This window comes from Chthoniobacterales bacterium, assembly GCA_018883245.1.
In the GTDB taxonomy this organism is placed as follows: Bacteria; Verrucomicrobiota; Verrucomicrobiia; order Chthoniobacterales; family JACTMZ01; genus JACTMZ01.
In genome coordinates, this window is record VEQL01000047.1 from 1 (window position 1) to 17,823 (window position 17,823).

12 protein-coding genes are annotated in these 17,823 nt (G+C 62.5%); 6 read left to right on the forward strand and 6 right to left on the reverse strand.

What is annotated here, in order from left to right; all coding sequences use genetic code 11:
• The first annotated feature begins 242 nt into the window (after positions 1 to 242).
• Positions 243 to 1,568 carry an IS5 family transposase gene (locus FGM15_12045; protein ID MBU3666589.1) on the forward strand — a complete coding sequence of 442 codons (1,326 nt, stop codon included), beginning with the start codon at positions 243 to 245 and terminating at the stop codon, positions 1,566 to 1,568.
• Between the two features lie 135 nt (positions 1,569 to 1,703).
• Here FGM15_12045 and FGM15_12050 read toward each other — a convergent pair whose 3' ends face one another.
• From FGM15_12050 to FGM15_12065, 4 genes are all read right to left on the reverse strand, one after another.
• Complete coding sequence (locus FGM15_12050) at positions 1,704 to 2,759, reverse strand: Gfo/Idh/MocA family oxidoreductase (protein MBU3666590.1); 1,056 nt, start codon at positions 2,757 to 2,759, stop codon at positions 1,704 to 1,706.
• Positions 2,756 to 3,595: a hypothetical protein gene (locus tag FGM15_12055; protein ID MBU3666591.1), complete on the reverse strand. Its 840-nt coding sequence runs from the start codon at positions 3,593 to 3,595 to the stop codon at positions 2,756 to 2,758. Before FGM15_12055 ends, FGM15_12050 begins: the two co-directional genes overlap by 4 nt.
• Entirely contained in the window at positions 3,592 to 6,489 is a 2,898-nt protein-coding gene (locus tag FGM15_12060; protein ID MBU3666592.1) for a LamG domain-containing protein, read from the reverse strand. The genes FGM15_12055 and FGM15_12060 overlap by 4 nt, the downstream gene beginning before the upstream one ends.
• Before the next feature lie 79 nt (positions 6,490 to 6,568).
• Entirely contained in the window at positions 6,569 to 7,231 is a 663-nt protein-coding gene (locus FGM15_12065) for a hypothetical protein (GenBank protein ID MBU3666593.1), read from the reverse strand.
• 290 nt (positions 7,232 to 7,521) lie between these two features.
• Between FGM15_12065 and FGM15_12070 the strand changes: the two genes are divergently transcribed.
• The 5 genes from FGM15_12070 (at position 7,522) to FGM15_12090 (ending at position 15,873) form a co-directional block, all read left to right on the forward strand.
• Positions 7,522 to 10,617 carry a hypothetical protein gene (locus tag FGM15_12070; GenBank protein MBU3666594.1) on the forward strand — a complete coding sequence of 1,032 codons (3,096 nt, stop codon included), beginning with the start codon at positions 7,522 to 7,524 and terminating at the stop codon, positions 10,615 to 10,617.
• Positions 10,618 to 10,864: 247 nt separating this feature from the next.
• Positions 10,865 to 14,341: a hypothetical protein gene (locus FGM15_12075; protein ID MBU3666595.1), complete on the forward strand. Its 3,477-nt coding sequence runs from the start codon at positions 10,865 to 10,867 to the stop codon at positions 14,339 to 14,341.
• A 576-nt stretch (positions 14,342 to 14,917) separates the two neighbouring features.
• Positions 14,918 to 15,190, forward strand: a complete 273-nt coding sequence (locus FGM15_12080) for a hypothetical protein (protein ID MBU3666596.1) — start codon at positions 14,918 to 14,920, stop codon at positions 15,188 to 15,190.
• A gap of 2 nt (positions 15,191 to 15,192) precedes the next feature.
• Positions 15,193 to 15,636: a PIN domain-containing protein gene (locus FGM15_12085; protein MBU3666597.1), complete on the forward strand. Its 444-nt coding sequence runs from the start codon at positions 15,193 to 15,195 to the stop codon at positions 15,634 to 15,636.
• 51 nt (positions 15,637 to 15,687) lie between these two features.
• Entirely contained in the window at positions 15,688 to 15,873 is a 186-nt protein-coding gene (locus FGM15_12090; protein ID MBU3666598.1) for a hypothetical protein, read from the forward strand.
• A 171-nt stretch (positions 15,874 to 16,044) separates the two neighbouring features.
• On the opposite strand, the gene FGM15_12095 is transcribed toward FGM15_12090, so the two are convergent.
• Together FGM15_12095 and FGM15_12100 are read right to left on the reverse strand one after the other, a co-directional pair.
• Positions 16,045 to 16,893 (reverse strand): helix-turn-helix domain-containing protein, encoded by an 849-nt coding sequence (locus FGM15_12095; GenBank protein MBU3666599.1) that lies wholly within the window; start codon positions 16,891 to 16,893, stop codon positions 16,045 to 16,047.
• A gap of 170 nt (positions 16,894 to 17,063) precedes the next feature.
• Positions 17,064 to 17,823, reverse strand: a 760-nt coding sequence (locus FGM15_12100) for a D-alanyl-D-alanine carboxypeptidase (protein ID MBU3666600.1), incomplete at its 5' end; no start/stop codon positions are given.

Sequence of the window (17,823 nt, forward strand, 5' to 3'; positions counted from 1 at the left end):
GCGGGGCGTCTGGCGGCGTTGCTTCGCCAGTCACGATGCGCAGAGGCATCGCTCCCTGCTCGCGCCTTGCCATCCGCTCCGCCATGACTCTGCGCCACCCCGCGAGGTTTCGGGATAGGTTCTAGTCGTCGCTTAAAAACGCTTTAAGTTGTTGCTTGTCATAATAATAGGCACGGAAGTTGCTGTATTGGATTGCAGGAAAAGTCCCGCAAAGGGGGCAAAACCCCGCAAACCAAAACAGTATGAAGCCCAAAGTGAACCCCACAGCGCAGAGTTCGTTTTTGTTGCCTGAGTTACGCGATCAACTCGACGGGCGGCAGAAGCTTTACCGGTTGGCCGAAGCCTTTGATTGGTCGAAGTTCGAAGAAGCCTTTGGTGGTCTTTACAGCGAAGAAGGTCGTCCGGCCTTGCCGATCCGGCGGATGGTGGGGCTGTTGCTGCTCAAGCATCTGTATGATTTGAGCGACGAGCGGGTGGTAGAGTTCTGGAGTTTAAGTCCGTATGCGCAGTTTTTCTGCGGAGAGCGCGAGCTGCAGTGGGGAGCGCCGTGCGAGGCCAGCGAGTTGGTGCATTTCCGCCAGCGCATCGGCGCGCAGGGGGCCGAGAAGATCTTGGCGGCGACCATCGAGTTGCACGGGGACCGTGGGCGGGAGAAGGAAGTGGTGGCCGACACGACCACGCAGGAGAAGAACATCACCTTTCCGACCGACACGAAGCTTTCGGCCAAGATCGTGCGAACCGGGGTCAAGCACGCACAGAAGCGCGGGATCCGATTGCGGCAGAGTTTTGTGCGCACGGTGCCGAAGCTGCTCTGCGCGCAACGCGGCTGGCGCACCAAGGGCGGGGCGGCGCGGGCGCGCAAGGCGGCACGGCGCTTGAAGACCATTGCCGGACAAGTGGTGCGGCAACTGGACAAGGCGTTGCCGGCCGACTGCCAGGAGCGGCGTTGGTTGGAAGTGGCCCAGCGCGTCTTGCGGCAAAAGAGACACGATAGTGACAAGGTCTACTCGCTGCATGAACCGCAGGTTTACTGCCTGTCCAAGGGCAAAGAGCACAAGAAGTATGAGTTCGGGGCCAAGGCCTCGGTGGTCATGGGCAAAAACCGCGGCGTGATCCTCGGCGCCTACAGCTTGCCGAAAAACGACTACGACGGGCACACGTTGGATCCGGCCTTGGCCCAAGTGGAACGCCTGGCCGGTTATCGTCCCTCGGTGGTCATTGCCGATCGCGGCTACCGCGGCAAAGCCTGGTGTGGCCAGACCGAGGTGATCACGCCCAAGCCCCCGAAAGCCTCCGACTCCCTCTACGCACGGCGCAAAGCCAGAGGGCGGTTGCGTCGCCGCGCCGCGATCGAACCGCGCATCGGCCATCTCAAAAGCGATCACCGCCTCGGCCGCAACTTCCTCAAGGGCCAGCAGGGCGATGCGATCAACCTGCTCCTGGCCAGCGCCGCCTCCAACTTGAGCCTGTGGATGCGCCAAACCTTTTCGGCGCTGCTCTCAGTTCTGCGGACTTGGTGGCTTCAGACCATCGAACCCTCTCACAACCAACTGGCGAGGGGTTTTTAAGGGACGACGGTTCTAGACTTTGGGTGGCCGGGAAAACCCGTGGTATCGGCATCCTTGCGGATGAAGAAACCGAACGCAGCGGCTGGCCTCCAGCTCGTAGAGCCTACGGCTCGGAGAGAAGCCGATGCCACCTTTTCAGGCGTTGCGCAAGGCGAGGGCTTCGAGCGGCCACTCGTCGAGGGAAAAGTCGGTGAGTGGCAGGTCGATGCGGTCGCCTTGTCCGGCGGAGATGTAGGCGGCGAGGTTGAGTTCGGAGGTGTGGCGCATGTTGGGCAGGCCAAGAAGGCTCACCGGCCCGCCCTCCATCCAATCAACCAGGGATTGAAGGCTGCCACCCCATGCGGCGTCGTAAAGTTCCTGCGGCGTCTGCCGGTCGAACTTTTCATGGCGGCTGCCTTTGGAAGAAACGATCAGAATTTCCTGTTCGCCGAGCATGCGGACGAGGCCTCCGGTGCCCTCGGCAACCGGCCACATCGAGTTGTCGGGAGCCATGCCGCAGCCGCCGTCCACGAGGCCGCGCGCGCCATTTTCAAATCCGAACCATGCCACGGCGTGTTCTTCCATGGCGTGTCCGTAGCCACGGGCGCCGCGCACGCGTGCCGATCCGAGCACCCATTGCGCGGGCGCGTCGCCATTCCAATAGCGGAACATGTCCAGCCAATGCGAGCCCCACTCGCTCAAGTCCCAGTCCTGGATGCCGGCGGACATCAGACGCAGAGCGCCGATTTCTCCGGAGTCGATGATTTCCCGCACGCGCCGATAGGAGGGCATGAGGCGGCGGATGTGGGCCGCAATAATTTTTACCCCGGTCTGCTCAGCCACGGCGAGGACGGCGGCGAGGTCCGCCGGTGAGGCCAGAAAGGGCTTCTCGCAAAAAATCCCCTTCACCCCGGCCAGCGCGCAGTCCTCGATCATGCGGCGGTGGAGTCCCACATACGTGCAGATGGAAACGATGTCGGGTTTCTCGCGCTCCAGCATCTCGCGGTAATCGGCATAACCGCTGAGCGGGCCGAATTGTTTTTCAAAAGCGGCGAGGTTTTCCGGATTAATGTCCGCCGCGCAGGCGAGCGTGGCCCTCGTGCTTTGCTGATAGGTCCTGGCGTGGGCGTAGCCGACCTGGTGGCCGCCGCCTTTAAGGGCGCCCGCGGTGGCTGCCCCGACTCCGATGATTGCGGATCGATAGGTTTTCATGGTTTCACATCAAAGACGCGGATCGTGAAGGAGTCCTCGAGAATTTCCGCCTTTCCGAGATCAAAACCCCCCGCATTGGTGGGGCCGAGAGCGATGAAGGCGAACGGCGCATCCAGAACGTAGAGGGCATGGTCCTTTTCCTGCCTGACGCTGACGCCGGCCATCGCGACCGGCCAGGTTTCATCAATGCTTCCGATATAAGTGACTTCCTTGGGCCGGCTGCCCATGTGCTCGATGGGAACTCCCGTGGTGGCCTTGCCGTCGAGACGCAGCTCCGTTCCCCGGGTGGCACCGCCGAGCGCACCGGCCATATCCCGGCGGAAGCGGATTGCAAGTCCGTGATAGTTTACCTTTGATCCATCGGCCAAGGGATGACTCCATTGGCTTTGGATCAAGCGAAGCGGACGAAGGGCGGTCAACCGTGTTTTCCAGTTCCAGACATACTCGCCGTTCTCATAACGGCAGGTGATCCTGCGCACCTCGTCAAAACAAGGCCGCGAACCATCGATGGCCGACCAGTGCAGCTTCTCGGTGAAGCCTATTTCGGCTCCATCGGCAACGACATCAAAGAACTCGATGTGTTTCTGGCGTCCGGTCAGCTCATCCGGCAAAGTGGGGAATTCCTCCCAGAAATTCACACCATCCACGCGGAGCGCATACATGAGCGCCTTGTGATGCTTGTGGTCGTGCGGCGAGACCGAAGTCACACCATGCCCGAGCGGGGTGCGCAGCGGATGGATGTGGGGCTTGAACTCATCGTTGTGGCGATAGAGACCCGCGAGCTTGTCTCCGTGGTAAAAAGAGACTCCGGAATCGGAAAATTCAAGGTGCATCATGGAGTCACTTTTTTTTTGAGGCAATCGACCACGTCCTTGGCGCGTTCGGGCGGCGTGACTTTGAGGTTTTCGATTTTTCCTTTCCGGATGGAAGCCTCGACGGTCGTGTTTTTCGGAGCGTGGAGTTTGAAGTCCGCCTCCCAGCCCTCGGGCCAAGCCGGGGCGAGGAGGATCTTGTCGCCGTCGGGTTGGAGCAGCATGAGTTGCAGGGTGTTGACGAGGTTGGAGCCGTGGTCCTGATCCGGAACCCAGTCGTAATTCGGCCCCCACATGGTCGGGAAACGGAAATTGGCATTTTTATTCCCCAGGTTGGCGCGGAGGATGATCGCGCATTCGTCGGCCATGCCGAGACATGCGGCCTGCATGCCCGACTGGTGCCAGCCAAAGTGATCCTTGGTGATGCGCGCGGCGTAGGTCTCGCGGGCAAGATCGAGGCCCGGGCGCCCGATGCCGTAGTTGCGGTAGGGATAGACGGGGTAAAGCTCCGGATTTTCGAAGTTGCTGCGTTGGCTGTTGACCTCCTCGGCAAAGCCGATGATTTCACGTCCGTTTTCGGTCCGCATCGGGATTTCCGGGGTGGCATCGAGCATTTCTTTCGCGAGCTTGCGCAGCGATTCCGGCACGAGGTTTTCCGGCAGGGCGAGGATGCGTTTGGTATTTTGGGCCAGCCCGGCGACATCCGGGGTGGGGTTGACGACATTGGCCCAGGTTTCGAGCGATTGCGCGGGCGTTATGACAAGCTTGCCGTTCCCGTCGCGGCCGAAGCGGGTGGCGTAGTATTTCAGATAAGCCTCGGCCATCGGGGCCAGCCGCTCCTTCACGAAGGCCTCGTCCCCGGTGTGATCGTAGTAGTCGAGCATCATGTGGGTGAGTTCGATGCCCGGCTGCCAGTAGTAGCGCATGACGCCGTTTTTCAACTCGCCCACTTCGAGTTCCGGAGGGCGTTCGTAGCCATAGTCGCCGTTGGACATCATGCCCCAGAAGCTTGCGGTTTCCGCCATGAACGCCCCCTCGCAGCCGAACCATGCCTTGGTGCGGGCGGTTTCGGTCGGGAGACGCCGGAAATACATGTCGAAGAGCGGCTTCATGAAGTCATAGTCGCCGGACGCCAGCATGGGATAGTAGGGGAGGCGGGTATTCTGCCACCAGTAGTCGGCCGCCCACATGCGCCAATCGGGATCGATCGGAGGCGCACCGAGCACATCCTGGCGTTCGCCCCAGAAAAGAGAACCGTTGAAGCGGATCGGGAAAGCCCCGCGCCCGGCACACGCGGCCGTGTAGCGTTGGAGCTGATACGCCTGATTGAGTTCGCTGGCCAGAGGCTCTGCTGCAGGAGGGGCGGGAGCAGCCTCGGCCACGATTTTGCCGTCGATGCTGATGCGGCGACCGTCCGGGCCAAACAGGGCCAACACACGGTGCCATCCGCCCACGGGAAGCACCGGACCACCTTCCAGCGCCCCCGCCTTGGTGATCAAGCGCAGGGAATTCCCGGGAAAGGTATCAAGCACGTATCCTTGCTCGGTTCCCGGCTGCCCCTTGTCGAGCAGCCTCCCCCCGCCGGGTGCCTGGGTATCGGCGGAAATCAGCATCTCGAGCGTTCCTCCGCGGGTCAGGTCGAGCTTGGGATCGGATGGCACACGGAGGCCGTCGGTGCCCGCAAGGCGGACTCCCGTTTTGCCGTCCACCGTGGCCGCCTGGGGGTTGCCGAACGGCTCGGCGACGAGACCGCCCACCGAATCCGTGATCGAGCCCCCGTTGAAACCGGAAAAGTCCCAATCGGCCACAAGCCCTTTTGCAGGCTCCGGCGAATCCAAAGCGGCGATCTCTTCGCGGGAAAGGGCGTGGCCGAATATGCGGACCCGCGCGACCGTTCCGACAAAGCCGTTCAGTCCCTGCGCATCCACCCCGATGCTGAGCGGGTTGGATGTCGCGCTGGCGACATCAATCGGCGGTTCGGAGGCCTTGGTGATGCGGATGTAGCTGCGGTCCCAGAAATTCTTCCACCACGCCTCGTGGTCTGCGCGCGCCTTGGCCAGGTCGGCCGATGACGCCTCACCGGACAGTGCCACCGCGTCTTTGATCCAGTCCTCCGCCGTGGGTGTGATTTCCGTGAGGGCGACGATGTCCAAGCGGAAGTCCTTCACCGGCGCGGCGGACTCGAGGAGTTCGGCTCCTTTTTTTGCGAGCTGGGGGCTCGACAACACCACGCCGAATGTCCGGTGCAGCAGCGGATCTGTTTCCCCCGGCGGAGGGCCGTCCATTTGCTGGTGACGGAACCCGAACTCCCAGAAAGAGCTTTCGTTGCGCTGATACCATCCGATGCGGTCCCCCTCGAGGTCGGTCACGACATCCGGGAAAGAATACACCGGTTCAGGTCCCCCGTAGATTCCTCCCATCGACTCCCCCCCGCCCATATACCACGTGTAGCCCTGCAATTGATCCGTCGGAATTTCCCGCTTTTCGCGACGCCAGATGTTCGGTTTCACCGAAACGGAAACCCCCGCCGGCGCGGAAGCCTCCACCCGGATCACCGGCGCGTTGGCATCCACCCAGAGCCTCGCCTCGAATCCGTTCCCGCCCTTGAAAACAATCTGCCCGGCCGCCGCATCCAGCGTCTGCGAAAAGTCGCCGCCGGCAAACGGATTGGGCGAAAATGCGATGTCCACCCCGCCCAGACGCAGCAGGCGTCCGGAGGCGTCCCACGCATCCGTCTTGGCGATGTAGGTGCGGATCGTGCCATCGGCCTGCGCCCAGACATTGAGGCCGATATCCCCGTTGCCGATCGGCATCGAGCCCGCCGAAGACGTCGAGGGCGTGGTCCAAACCAGCGGATCGGGCGCCATGGCTTGCAGGGTTGAGGAGAGTGCGAGCATGAGAAGGATTTTTTGCGTCATAACAAGTGCTTCGTTTTTTGGGGCGGTTCGAAATCGCGCGGAGAGAGATCTTCCGCGCGGGGAGGTGCGGAGCAACGGCCTAAGGCAGCGTGCGGGTGAGCTTCACATCATCGATCCACGTTTGCAGAACTCTCGGGTCGCCTTCTTTCCGCGTGGGGAAACTGCCGCCGACGAGCACCTCGATGGCATAGTTTCCTGCGGAAAGGTTTGCCGTGCCGTCGGGTTGTGTGCCGGTGATTCCTTGGGAAATCGAGGGCACACTGGCGAGGTCATCCGGAGCTTTCCAAGTGAGGGCTTTCTTCTGCCACTCGCCTCCGGCAATCCCGTTCTCGTCGCTGAACTCATTGGCCAGAATGACGGCGTCTTGCGGGTTCGAAACATTCCGGGCCAGCAACCGCAGCCAGTAGCCCCCGGGCGAGACGTCCGGCACCGCCCGCCCCAGAAACTGTGCGCTTAGCTGATAGGTTGCGCCCGGAACCAAACGCGCACCCGTGGTCTGCGACACCGCCGCGTAGTCCGGCCCGGTCGAGCAGAGAAGCGCGGAGTTCCCCTCCGCCGGCTCGATACCGTCTCTCGCCGCGACCAGATACACGCGAGGATGTCCGACGCTCGGCGTCCAGTTCGCGGGAGGCAGATCCTCCTGCTCGGCATTGCTCTCGAAGCCGGCGTTGAGAAGCGCCACCTGCTCCTCGGCGGCAAAACCCGGTGTGCACCATCCCGCAAAAAGCCCGAGGGCCGCCAAGACCGCGCAAAAAGATGTCCTTCGGCCAACCGGCCCCCGCGGAAGTCCTCGCTCTTGATGTGTTTCCGTCCGATCGCTGCCGTTGTCCGATGGGGAGTGCATGAGAAAGACGAGATTATCTTCTGCCTTGATATTGTCAAAGTTGCGTTCCCGATTCCGGTCCGGATTTTTCGGACTGTTGAAATAAAACATCGCCTGCTATCGTCACCGCCCATGAATTTTCCCCGCGGTTCGTTCGCGTTTGTGGTGAATGCTCCCGCGGAAATGCCGGGAGCGGGAGGCAAGGTTCGATGAGTGCTGCTCCGTCTTTCTTGTCCGGGTTCGCGGATCCTCCGGTGGAATTCCGGCCTTGGCCTTTTTTGGTCCTCAACGACGAATATGTTCCGGGTGCCGGCGAGGCGCGCCTCACGGAGTTGCTGGAAAGTCTGGCTCGCGTCGGCTACGGCGGCGTTTTCCTTCACCCGCGGCCGGGGCTGATCACGGAATATTTGTCGCCGCGTTGGTTCGAGCTGATCCGTCATTGCATCGCCGAATGCCGCCGGCTCGGACTGGTCCCTGCGCTCTACGACGAGCACTCGTATCCCAGCGGGTTTGCCGGCGGGCACGTGCCCGCCCGCTCGCCCCAGACCGCTTCGCACCATGTGATTCCGAAGTTCGGCAAACTCCCCGGGCAGCCGCCCGCGGACGCTCTGGCCGTGTATCGCACGGAGAACGGGATTCCCGTGGAAAAACTGCCCGCCGGCAACTTGCCGTCCGGAAGTTCGTGGTGTGCCTTCGTGATCGAGCGCATGCATCCGATGCCGTGGCACGGGGAATTTCCTTACACCAGCCTCCTCGACCCGCAGACGACCGAGGCGTTTCTCGAGACCACTTACCGGCGCTACCGCGACGAACTCGGTGATGACTGGAAATCCTGCGCGGCGTTCTTCACCGATGAACCGCACCTCACCTCCGATGGGCACGGGCCGTGGGCGCAGGGGCAGCATTTCACGCGGCTGGTGCAGGCGGAATTCCGCCGTCGCCGCGGTTACCCGGTCGAGGATGTCCTCGCCGATTTGTATTTCGATTCCGCGACAAGCGCCGCTACGCGCTTCGATTTTTACGAGACCCTGCACGAATTGTGGTTCGAGAATTTTGCCCTTCCGCTCTCCGAGTGGTGCACCGGGAACGGGATTCCGTCCACCGGTCACTATCTCGAGCACGATTGGCCGTGCCCCTACGCCACGCCGGGGCACGTGCACCTGCTGACGCGGATGGATTGGCCCGGCACGGACTTGCTGGAGTGTTTTCTCCTCGAAGGGCACGACTACGGCGATCCGCAGAATCTCGATCCTGCCGCGCCCGGCACCGAACCCCACGCGCTCTACTTCCTCAAGCAGGTGCAGTCGGTGGCAAACCAGTTCGGCAAAAAGCGCGTGATGAACGAAAGCTGGGGCGCGGGCGGCCACGACTCGACCCCGCTCGACTGGTTGCGCATCGGTCGCTTCCTCGCCGTGCACGGCGTGAATCTTTTCGTCCCCCATTACTCGGCAACCACGATCCGCGGGGCGCGCAAAAAAGATCACCCGCAATTTTTCAGCGAACAAAGCCCGTGGTTCGAACAACTCGGGCCGCTCAATGACGAACTCGGGCGCCTTGCTTGGCTCGTCGCCCGCGGCACGACGCGCCAGCGCTTGCTCGTCATCGATCCGCTCACCACCGGCTATTGCCTCGCCGCGAAATCCGACTGCATCAGCCGCGGCAGCGCCGGGGACGCCGTGACCGACCCGGTGGCCGTGCTCGCCGACACGCAGCGTTCGGTGACTCCTTTGCGCCAGGCCGCGGGCCGGTTTGCGCAGGCGCTTTCCGATGCGCAGGCCGATTTCGACATCGGGGACGAATACGTGCTCGCGGAGTCCGGGGCCGTCGAAGGCGCGGGGCTTCGTCTCGGCGCGCAGAACTACGAGGTGATCGTCCTTCCTCCCGGCCTGCGGAATTTGCGGCGTGCCACGCTGGCGCTTCTCGAAGCTTTCGCGCGCGATGGGGGCAAGATTCTGGGCTGCCGGCCGGAGAATCCGTTGTTGGACGGCCGCCCCGACGATTGGCCGCAACGCCTGCCCGCGGATTGGTTCAATACCGCCGGGGAACTTCTTGCCGCCGCCCTGCAAGCGGTTCCGCCGCGCTTGCAATTCCGCACACCGCCGCCGGCCGGCGTCGCCCACCAGCGCCGCGAATGCGGGGAGGGGATTTATTACCTCATCGTGAACTCCTCCCCGGAGACCGTGACCTCCGCGGTGACGGTTCCCGAGAACGGGGATCGTCACCTCTTGGATCCCCGCACCGGTGGCATTTCCCCATTCGACGGCACGCTGGAGTTGCCTGCCGGAGGGGCCGTCATCCTGTTTGCCGGATACCTCGGGGAAACCCCGGTTTCCAGGGCGACCGTGACCCGCGAATTCCGCGACCGTGAACCGCTGACACTTCTCGATGCCCGTGCGCTCGAGCCGAATGTTCTCGTCCTCGACACCTGCGCGCTCGACGTCGGCGGCGACACCTTCCCGACTCAGCTGGTTTACGAGTCCAACCGTCTCTTCTGGGAAAAAAACGGCATGACCACCAACGGGTGGACCGGCGTGATCCAATACCGTGACCATGTCCTCTCGGCGAATCGCCGCATGCCCCCCTCAAGCGGCGGCACCGCCCGCTACACCGTGCGGATCGAAGCCGGCACCGACACCGAATCCATCGACCTCTGCTACGAATGCCCGGAACTCTGGCGCCTGCGGGTGAACGGCCAGCCGGTCGAAACCGGGGATCTCCCCGCGTGGATGGACTGCCGCATCGGTCGCGTCCCCGTCGGCTCGCTGCTTCGTCCCGGCGAGAATGTCATAGAACTCACGGCCATGCCCTTCGATGTCCGGCAGGAAATTGATCAAATTTATCTGCTGGGCAATTTTTCCGTTCTGCCCGCCGACCCCGGCTTCGTCCTTGCTCCGCTCTCCGGCCCGCCGACGCTCGGTTCATGGAAGTCGCAGGGCATGCCGTTCTACGATCGCAAAGTTTGCTACCGTTTCCGCCGGCCCGGGGGTGAAGGTCGTCTCGTTGTTGCGTCCGGCACCTGGGGCGGCTCGGTTTTGGAAGCGGCTTGCGGGGACCGCCGTTTCCAGTCCTATGGTCCGGGCTTGGAATGGGACTTGGGTTACGGGGATGCCGGCGAGATTTCCCTCACCGTCACCGGCCTGCCGATCAATTTGCTCGGGCCTTGGCACAAACCCGGACTCCTCCCCAAACACGGCTGGGCCAACTTCTGGCACGGAGGCGACATTCCCAATGCACCGCGGCCGGGCAAAGACTACTACCAGTTGGACTGCGGACTTTTTGCGCTGCCGGTCTGGGCGCATTCTTGAGGTCGCCCTCAGCGCGAGGTGCTTGATGCGCCACCGCGCCAGGTTTTGGGATAGGTTCCAATACCAACCTCCCTTCGCAAATAGACTTTCTGCGGGCAAATTTTGCTCATGCGGATGAATCCAAAAGCAAAGGGACGTCGTATATTCCTCCCGCTTTCTTTCCGCGCTTGCGGATAGAACCCGCATTGTCCGCGGCGTCTTCCGCCCGCGGTTATTATTTTTTTGTGCGATTTTCACCAATGGACGCATGCGAACGACAGTCGTGCAGTTAGCGTTAAAACTTCAGAATTATGTCGCAGAGATTGCGACACGAGTCCGAAGCCCCCCCATTACCAAGCGCGGAGATCTCATGCAGCCCTCCTGTGAACACACATTCAGCATGTCACAACCGCTGAAAACATCCCCCCGCTCCGCAATCGTTGCCATCCTCGGCCTCTTGGCCCTCGCCGGTTCCGCGCTCGCCGGTCCGAGCGTGATCGTCACTAACGGCAACTGGAACGCGACCGGCACGTGGAGCACGGCCGCGGTGCCCGCCAACTCTTCCGGCGTCGGCATCGGCAACAACAGCACCGTCACGTTCCAGTCTGGTGATTCCTACACGGGCGGCGGCTGGACGCAGGGCTTGCTCATCGGCTACAACTCCACTTATGGGGGCTACTGGTCTTTGGGCAATCCCGGAACCGGCACGCTGAATGTGACCGGCGGCACGCTCACCAACGGCTATCTAGCGATCGGCGGTGGTGCGGTCGGCACGATGAACATCTCGGGCGGCAACGTCACGGCAGACCAGACCATGCTGCTGGGTTGGGATGGAGCAGGTTCCTCGATCAATGTCTCCGGCGGTTCGTTCACCCTGTCGGCCGGAGCCGACACCGCCAACATCGGCCACGGCGGCTCGGCGACGTTCACGGTTTCAGGCGGCACGGCCACCTTCAACCGCGTCTTCGGTTTCCTGAACAACAGCACGCTGACGATCTCCGGCACCGGCACCATGACTACCACCGTGGACCACATCTATACCTCGGGCACGGTCAACGTGAACGGCGGCACGCTCAATGATGCGGGCTACTTCACAGGGGCCAACCTCAATGTCGCCGGCGGCACGATCAACCTCAATCGCGCGGGCGGCAGCCACCTCGGCCTGAACAGCACTCAAACGAACACCGTGTCATCGGGGCAGCTCAACTCCTCGGTTGACCTCTACCTCGGCCAGGGAGGCAACGCGACGGTCAACCAGTCCGGCGGCAACTTCAGCGTCGCGGCCGGCAAGATTTTCTATCTGGGGTCGGGTGGCGGCACCGGCACCTACAACCAGACGGGCGGCACGCTCGAAGTGGGCAACATGGTGAGTGGCGGCGGAACAGCGACCTACAACCTTCGCGGCGGCACGCTCAAGGCCTTGGGCAATCTCAACTATACCACGGCCGGTATTACCACTTCCATCTCCGGCACCAACGGAGGCGCGACCATCGATGCCAATGGCAACACGGTCACCCTCAACGCGGCCCAGATCAACCTCGGCGCCTCTGGTTCGCTCACGAAGGCCGGAGCGGGCTCACTGGTCATCAACAACGACGCCGGCTTCTCCACGGGCACATGGAATGTCAACGCCGGATCCCTCAACATGGTCGGCTATTTCAACGGGGCCGCCGTCAACGTCGCCGGCGGCACGCTGAACCTCAATCGCGCGGGCGGGAGCCACTTCAGCCTGACCAGCACATCGACCAATACCCTTTCTTCGGGAGCCATCAGCAACACGGGAGATCTCTATCTGGGCTACAGCGCGGGCGGAAACGGCACGCTCAATCAGAGCGGGGGCACGCTTACGGTGACGGGCGATTTTTCGGTCGGCGGAAACGGCGGCGCGGGCACCTGGAACATCAGCGGTGGGTCGCAGAGCATCACCGGAGCACTGGCCGTCAATGCCAACAGCGCGATCAACATCAATACCAACGGCACGCTCACCAAAGCCGCGACGATCCAGAGCGGCGGCGTTGTCAACATCAACGGCGGCTCGCTCACCGCGGCCCCGACGATCGCTTCCGGTGGCCAGCTCAACATCAATAGCGGCGGCACGCTCAGCAATACCCCGACGTTTCAGGGTGGCGGCCTCGTCTCCCTCAACAGCGGCGGTGCTTTGACGACCGCCGAAAATTTCACGATCGGTGCGGGCGGCACGCTCAAATTCAACGGCGGAACGGCCTCCATCAACGGCGGGACCGGCTACCTCTTCAATAACGGCACGCTGGACGTGAATGGCCAGACCGTCGCCGCTGGATCCTACGAGGCCGCCCAGATGGCCAGCACCGGCAGTAAATTGGCAAACTCCAGTTCAACCGCGGCCACCATCGTCGGCACCGGCAACAAGAACACGGTGTGGATCAATGCTGCCGGCGCGGTCATCGAGACCGTGGGCAATCTGACCATCGGTTCGATCGTCACCGATGGTGATGCCACCTACGGCTTCACCAAGACCGGGGCTGGCACGCTCGTGCTCACGCACGCAGGCAACGACTACGCGGGCGAGACCCGGCTTGCGGCCGGCGGCCTGTCGATCGGCAGCGCGACGGCACTGCAAAACTCGACCTTGAACCTCGATGCGGCCGATGCCGGCACGGTGACGGCGATCGGGCAAAATTCCACCCTCGGCGGACTCTCCGGCTCGCGCAATCTCAACATGTTCACCCGCACGCTCAGCATCGGCAACAACAACGCGAGCACCACTTACAGCGGCCAGCTTTCCAACGGCGCCCTCACCAAGATCGGCACCGGCACACTCACCCTCACCGGCAGCAACAGCTACACCGGATCAACCACACTCAACGGCGGAACGTTGCGCGTGCAACATCTCGGCGCGCTCGGCTCCGGCGCCATCACGCAGTCGAGCGGTGCTTCGACGCTCGTCATCGACACCACCGGCACCCTGACCAACACGATGAGCATCTACAACATTGCCACGTTGCAGACCGTCACCTTGAGCGGGGCCAAGACCTTGAACAACGCGACTTATGACATCGCGGCGAACACAACCACGACGGAATCGGGGGCGCTTTCCGGCACCGGCGGCGTGAACAAGATCGGCGCGGGCACGTTGGTTCTGGCGGGGAGCACCAACAACACCTACACCGGCGCGACGGTGGTCGGGGCCGGTTCTCTCGTGCTGAGCAATTCCTCCGGCAATGCGATCAACAATTCGTCCTCCATCACGGTTGATTCCGGCGCCTCGCTCATCCTCCGCGCGAGCAACCAGATCGGCAACGGGATCGGGCTTGTCCTCAACGGCGGCACGTTCATTGTCGGGACTTCAACGGCCGGATATTCGGAAACGCTCGGGACACTGACGCTCAACGCCAGTTCGACCATCGATCTCGGCGCCGCCACCAATGTGCGCTTCCTGCAGTTCGCCAACAGCGCGAGCATTACATGGGCGACCAATGCCGTGCTCACCATCACGAATTGGCAGGGGCAATACCTCCAGTCGAGCGATGTGGCCGAGGTTCTCTTCGGCACGAGCGGGCTCACCGCCACGCAACTCGGGCAGATCTACTTCGCCAACCAGAACATCAGCGGTGGTGTTCTTATCGGTGGCAACGGCGAACTCGTCCCGATTCCCGAGGCCAATGTCATCTGGGGCGCCGCGGCGATTGCCCTGGCCGTCGGTTGGCGCGAACGGCGGCGCCTGGCGCTGATCGTCCGCCGGTTGCGCGGCAAGCGGGATTGCTGAAAAATCCGCGCTCTCGCAGAGGGTTCCGCACTGCCAAAAGTGCTGCCACATCGCGGGGTTGGTGGACGGCGAGTCCCGGCCGAGGGAAATCCGCGGCGGCATTGCCCGTGACAATCCCGTCGACGGCGGCTGCCGCGCCAGCATGAGAGGCATCGCTACCCACTCGCGCCTTGCCATCCGCCCCGCCATGACCCTGCGCCACCACGCGAGGTTTCGGGATAGGTTCTGGTGCCGCGCCCTCGTTTTCCATCCCGCTCAAACCCTCAGATGGTGAGGGGACGAAGGGATAAAAAGGTTCTTCGTGAAATTCCGTGGGTTTAGCTGTTGGTGAAGCGAGGGCGCATATCGAGCCCACCGCAATAGAAGAGGATGCGGATGCGGTAGGCGGCGAAGTCGCTGAAGCCAACGCCCGCGTGCAAGAAAGCAGGTCGGCCAAGCGGTCGCTGGAGTGACCCGGTCTTGGTGTTGCCGAGATGGGACTATCCGCCGGCCCAAGTTTGCGATTCTCCGGCGGTGAGAGGGGCAGGTCTCATGTCGCCATCTTGACGTCACGGAGCATGCTGTTAAAGTGATGGCATGACGCGCACTCAGATCCAGTTGCCGGACGAAGTCTACGCCCGCGCCAAGCGGCTTTGTGAGGCGAGGGAAATCTCGCTGGCCGAGTTGGCCCGGCGCGGCATCGAATACATCCTCAGCGTTTACACGCCCACGCCCGCGAGCCCCGGGGAGTGGCATTTGCCCAAGCCGCGCAACCTTGGCTGGAAAGGGCTCAGCCATGCGGAGGTCAAAGAGCAAGCACAGTTGACCAACGCCGAGTTGCGGCACGGCGCCAAATCCAAGCGGCGGTGACGATGCTCTCGATGGATACCAACCTGCTGCTGTATGCCTTCAACGAGGCGTCACCGTGGCACCAGCAAGCTTACCGTTGGATGACTTCCATCCAGCGCGACGAGGACGTGGCCGTTTCCGAGTTCATCCTTGCCGAGTTCTACGGCCTGCTGCGCAATCCCGCCGTGCTCAAGCGTCCGCTGGATGCCGCGGAAGCCGTGGACGTCATTCAAGCCTACCGCCATCACCCGCGCTGGCGTTTGCTCGGCTTCCCGCCCGAGAGCCGTTCCCTACACGATGCCCTGTGGGAAAAGGCGGCCGGCAAAACGTTCGCTTTCCGTCGTATTTATGACACCCGCAGCGCCCTGACGATGGTGGTCCAAGGAGTGACCGAGTTCGCCACGGTGAATACGAAGGACTTCGAGGGCGTGGGGTTCCGCCGAGTCTGGAGCCCGTTGGAAGCATGACAGCGGGCGCCGAACCGGCTATGGCCCACGCCCCCCGGCCGAGCGGAGGGGCTGGGGAACCATACGGATTACAACGACGGACTGGTCTTGGGGGTCGGCTTGGAAGTCGGGGCGACGGTCACCGCGTGGCTGACCGGTGACCGCCAACTGTTGCTGCGGCCCGAGGATCTGGGCGAGGAGCGCACTGCCAAACTGGACGCCTTGCGCCTGGTGGAGGCCAGTTCGTGGGCAAACTAATACCAAACACTAACCCGCATATTTCACCGGTCGATTATTTTGGCGGTTTGCGCCGGGATGATTCGGCAGTGGGATGATTTGGGCGTGTTTTTTGCCGTGGGCGCGTGATTTGGGCACACCGCCCCTGATCCCCATTGTTTTTTTTGGTGCCGGGGACAGCACCATGAAGGGTCAGGCCGAGTTGAGGCGCCCGAGCATGGTGGCAAAGAGTTGCTGGTGGGGATAAGCGCTGGAAAAGAGCAGGCGGATGCGGCGCGTGTTGCGCAAGATGACCGTGCCGATCTTGAGCAACTTGAGCCGGATGGTGGTGACTTGGGCGCGGGGAACAAAAAGCAGTTCGAGCCGGTTGTCCCCATCGACCTCCAGGGCCTCGTAAAGATAGCCCCACTGATACTTGGTGGCGTAGGGAGCATGAACCCGCACCGAGCGCAGCCCCCAGCACCGGCGGATGACGGGCAAAAGTCCGTAACGATGTTCGTCAGCCACCCACAAGTGCACCGGACGCTGAGGATCTTCGATCATAGCCAGCAACCGCTCGGCGGCTTCTTGGCGGAAGGCCGCCACTTGCGCCTCATCTTTTCGCACGTGGGTCTTGCGCGGCACCCGCAAGACCCCGCCGACTTTTCCCAACTGGTAATACAAGGCGTTCAAGGAAAGCGTGCGCCCGGTGCGCTCCCGCACCCAGCGCTGCACGTCTTTGGCCCGCACAAAGGCCCCGCACCGCAACTTCTCCACCAGCTCCCGCTGCAGCCGACCGCTGATCAACCCGGGACGGCCGATGCCGTAATCGCGTTGCAGCAAACCTTCCACACCCTTTTCTTCAAACACCCGCAGATAGTTGAACACCGTGGCACGACTCACCCCGACCACCTCGGCAATCTCTTGCGCGCTGTGCTCGTGCCGCGCCACCAAGCGGATGACCCGCAAACGCTGCCGCGCCCAATCCCGACGCTCGCTCTTCCAAGCTTCTTTCAGTTCCGAGAGCCTCAGCTCTCCCAACTCAGGTAGTCGTCTGGCCATCCCTCCTTTATGAACCAACACCCGCCGCCTGTATAGTCGAAAACCTTTTGGTGTTTGGTATGATACCGATCGCGAAAAAGTCCTTCGTCCGTTGGCTCTCCTCGGCAGGGACGGTCAGGTAGGGCGCGACGTCCCCGGCGCGCCGTTGCAATCGGCCGTCGCGCCACAACTCAAAGCAAACCGTTGGCAATGAGCTTCAAGACCACGGCGAATTGCAGCCAGAACATCTCGTTCTTGCCGCCGAGAGCCACGGCGTAGAGACGCTTCCCGTTTTCCTCCCAGACCAACGCAACACAATGCGAAGCCGCCGCGGTATACCCGACCTTGCCCGCGCGGCAGTTGGGGTGACGATGCAGAATGCGGTTCGAGTTGCGAAGCTGCGTCATTTTGCCATTCGCTTGGCGCCAGTTGAGGAACTTCGCCGAGTCCGCCTGCCGGATCAAAGGATTGGCGTAAGCCGCTCGGAGAATCTTCACCATATCGGCCGCGGTGGAATATTGCCCGGCGACGGTGAAACCCGCGCTGTCCTTGAAAACCGAGTTGGTCGCGCCGACGCGCCGCGCCATCGCCGTCATCTTTGCCCAGAACGCGGCCTCGTTACCGCTGTTGTCGCGGGCCAACGCGCGAGCTGCATCGTTGGCGCTCAGCACGAGCATGGCTTGGAGCAACTCGCGCCGCGTGTAGGTTCCTCCCACCGAGTTCGGCAATTTCGTCGGCTGGCAGCTGGCATCCTGCGCCGTCACCGTCACCGGCTTGTCGAGATTCCCGGCCTCGACAATCACCATGGCCGTCACCAATTTTTGCAAACTCGCCACTTGGCCCCGCCGCGACTCACTTTGAGCGAGGAGCGATTTCCCCGTGGCACCATCGACGACGAGCATGGCCTCGGCGCTGATCAGCTGCTTGGCGGATGGCTTGCCCGAGGCTGCA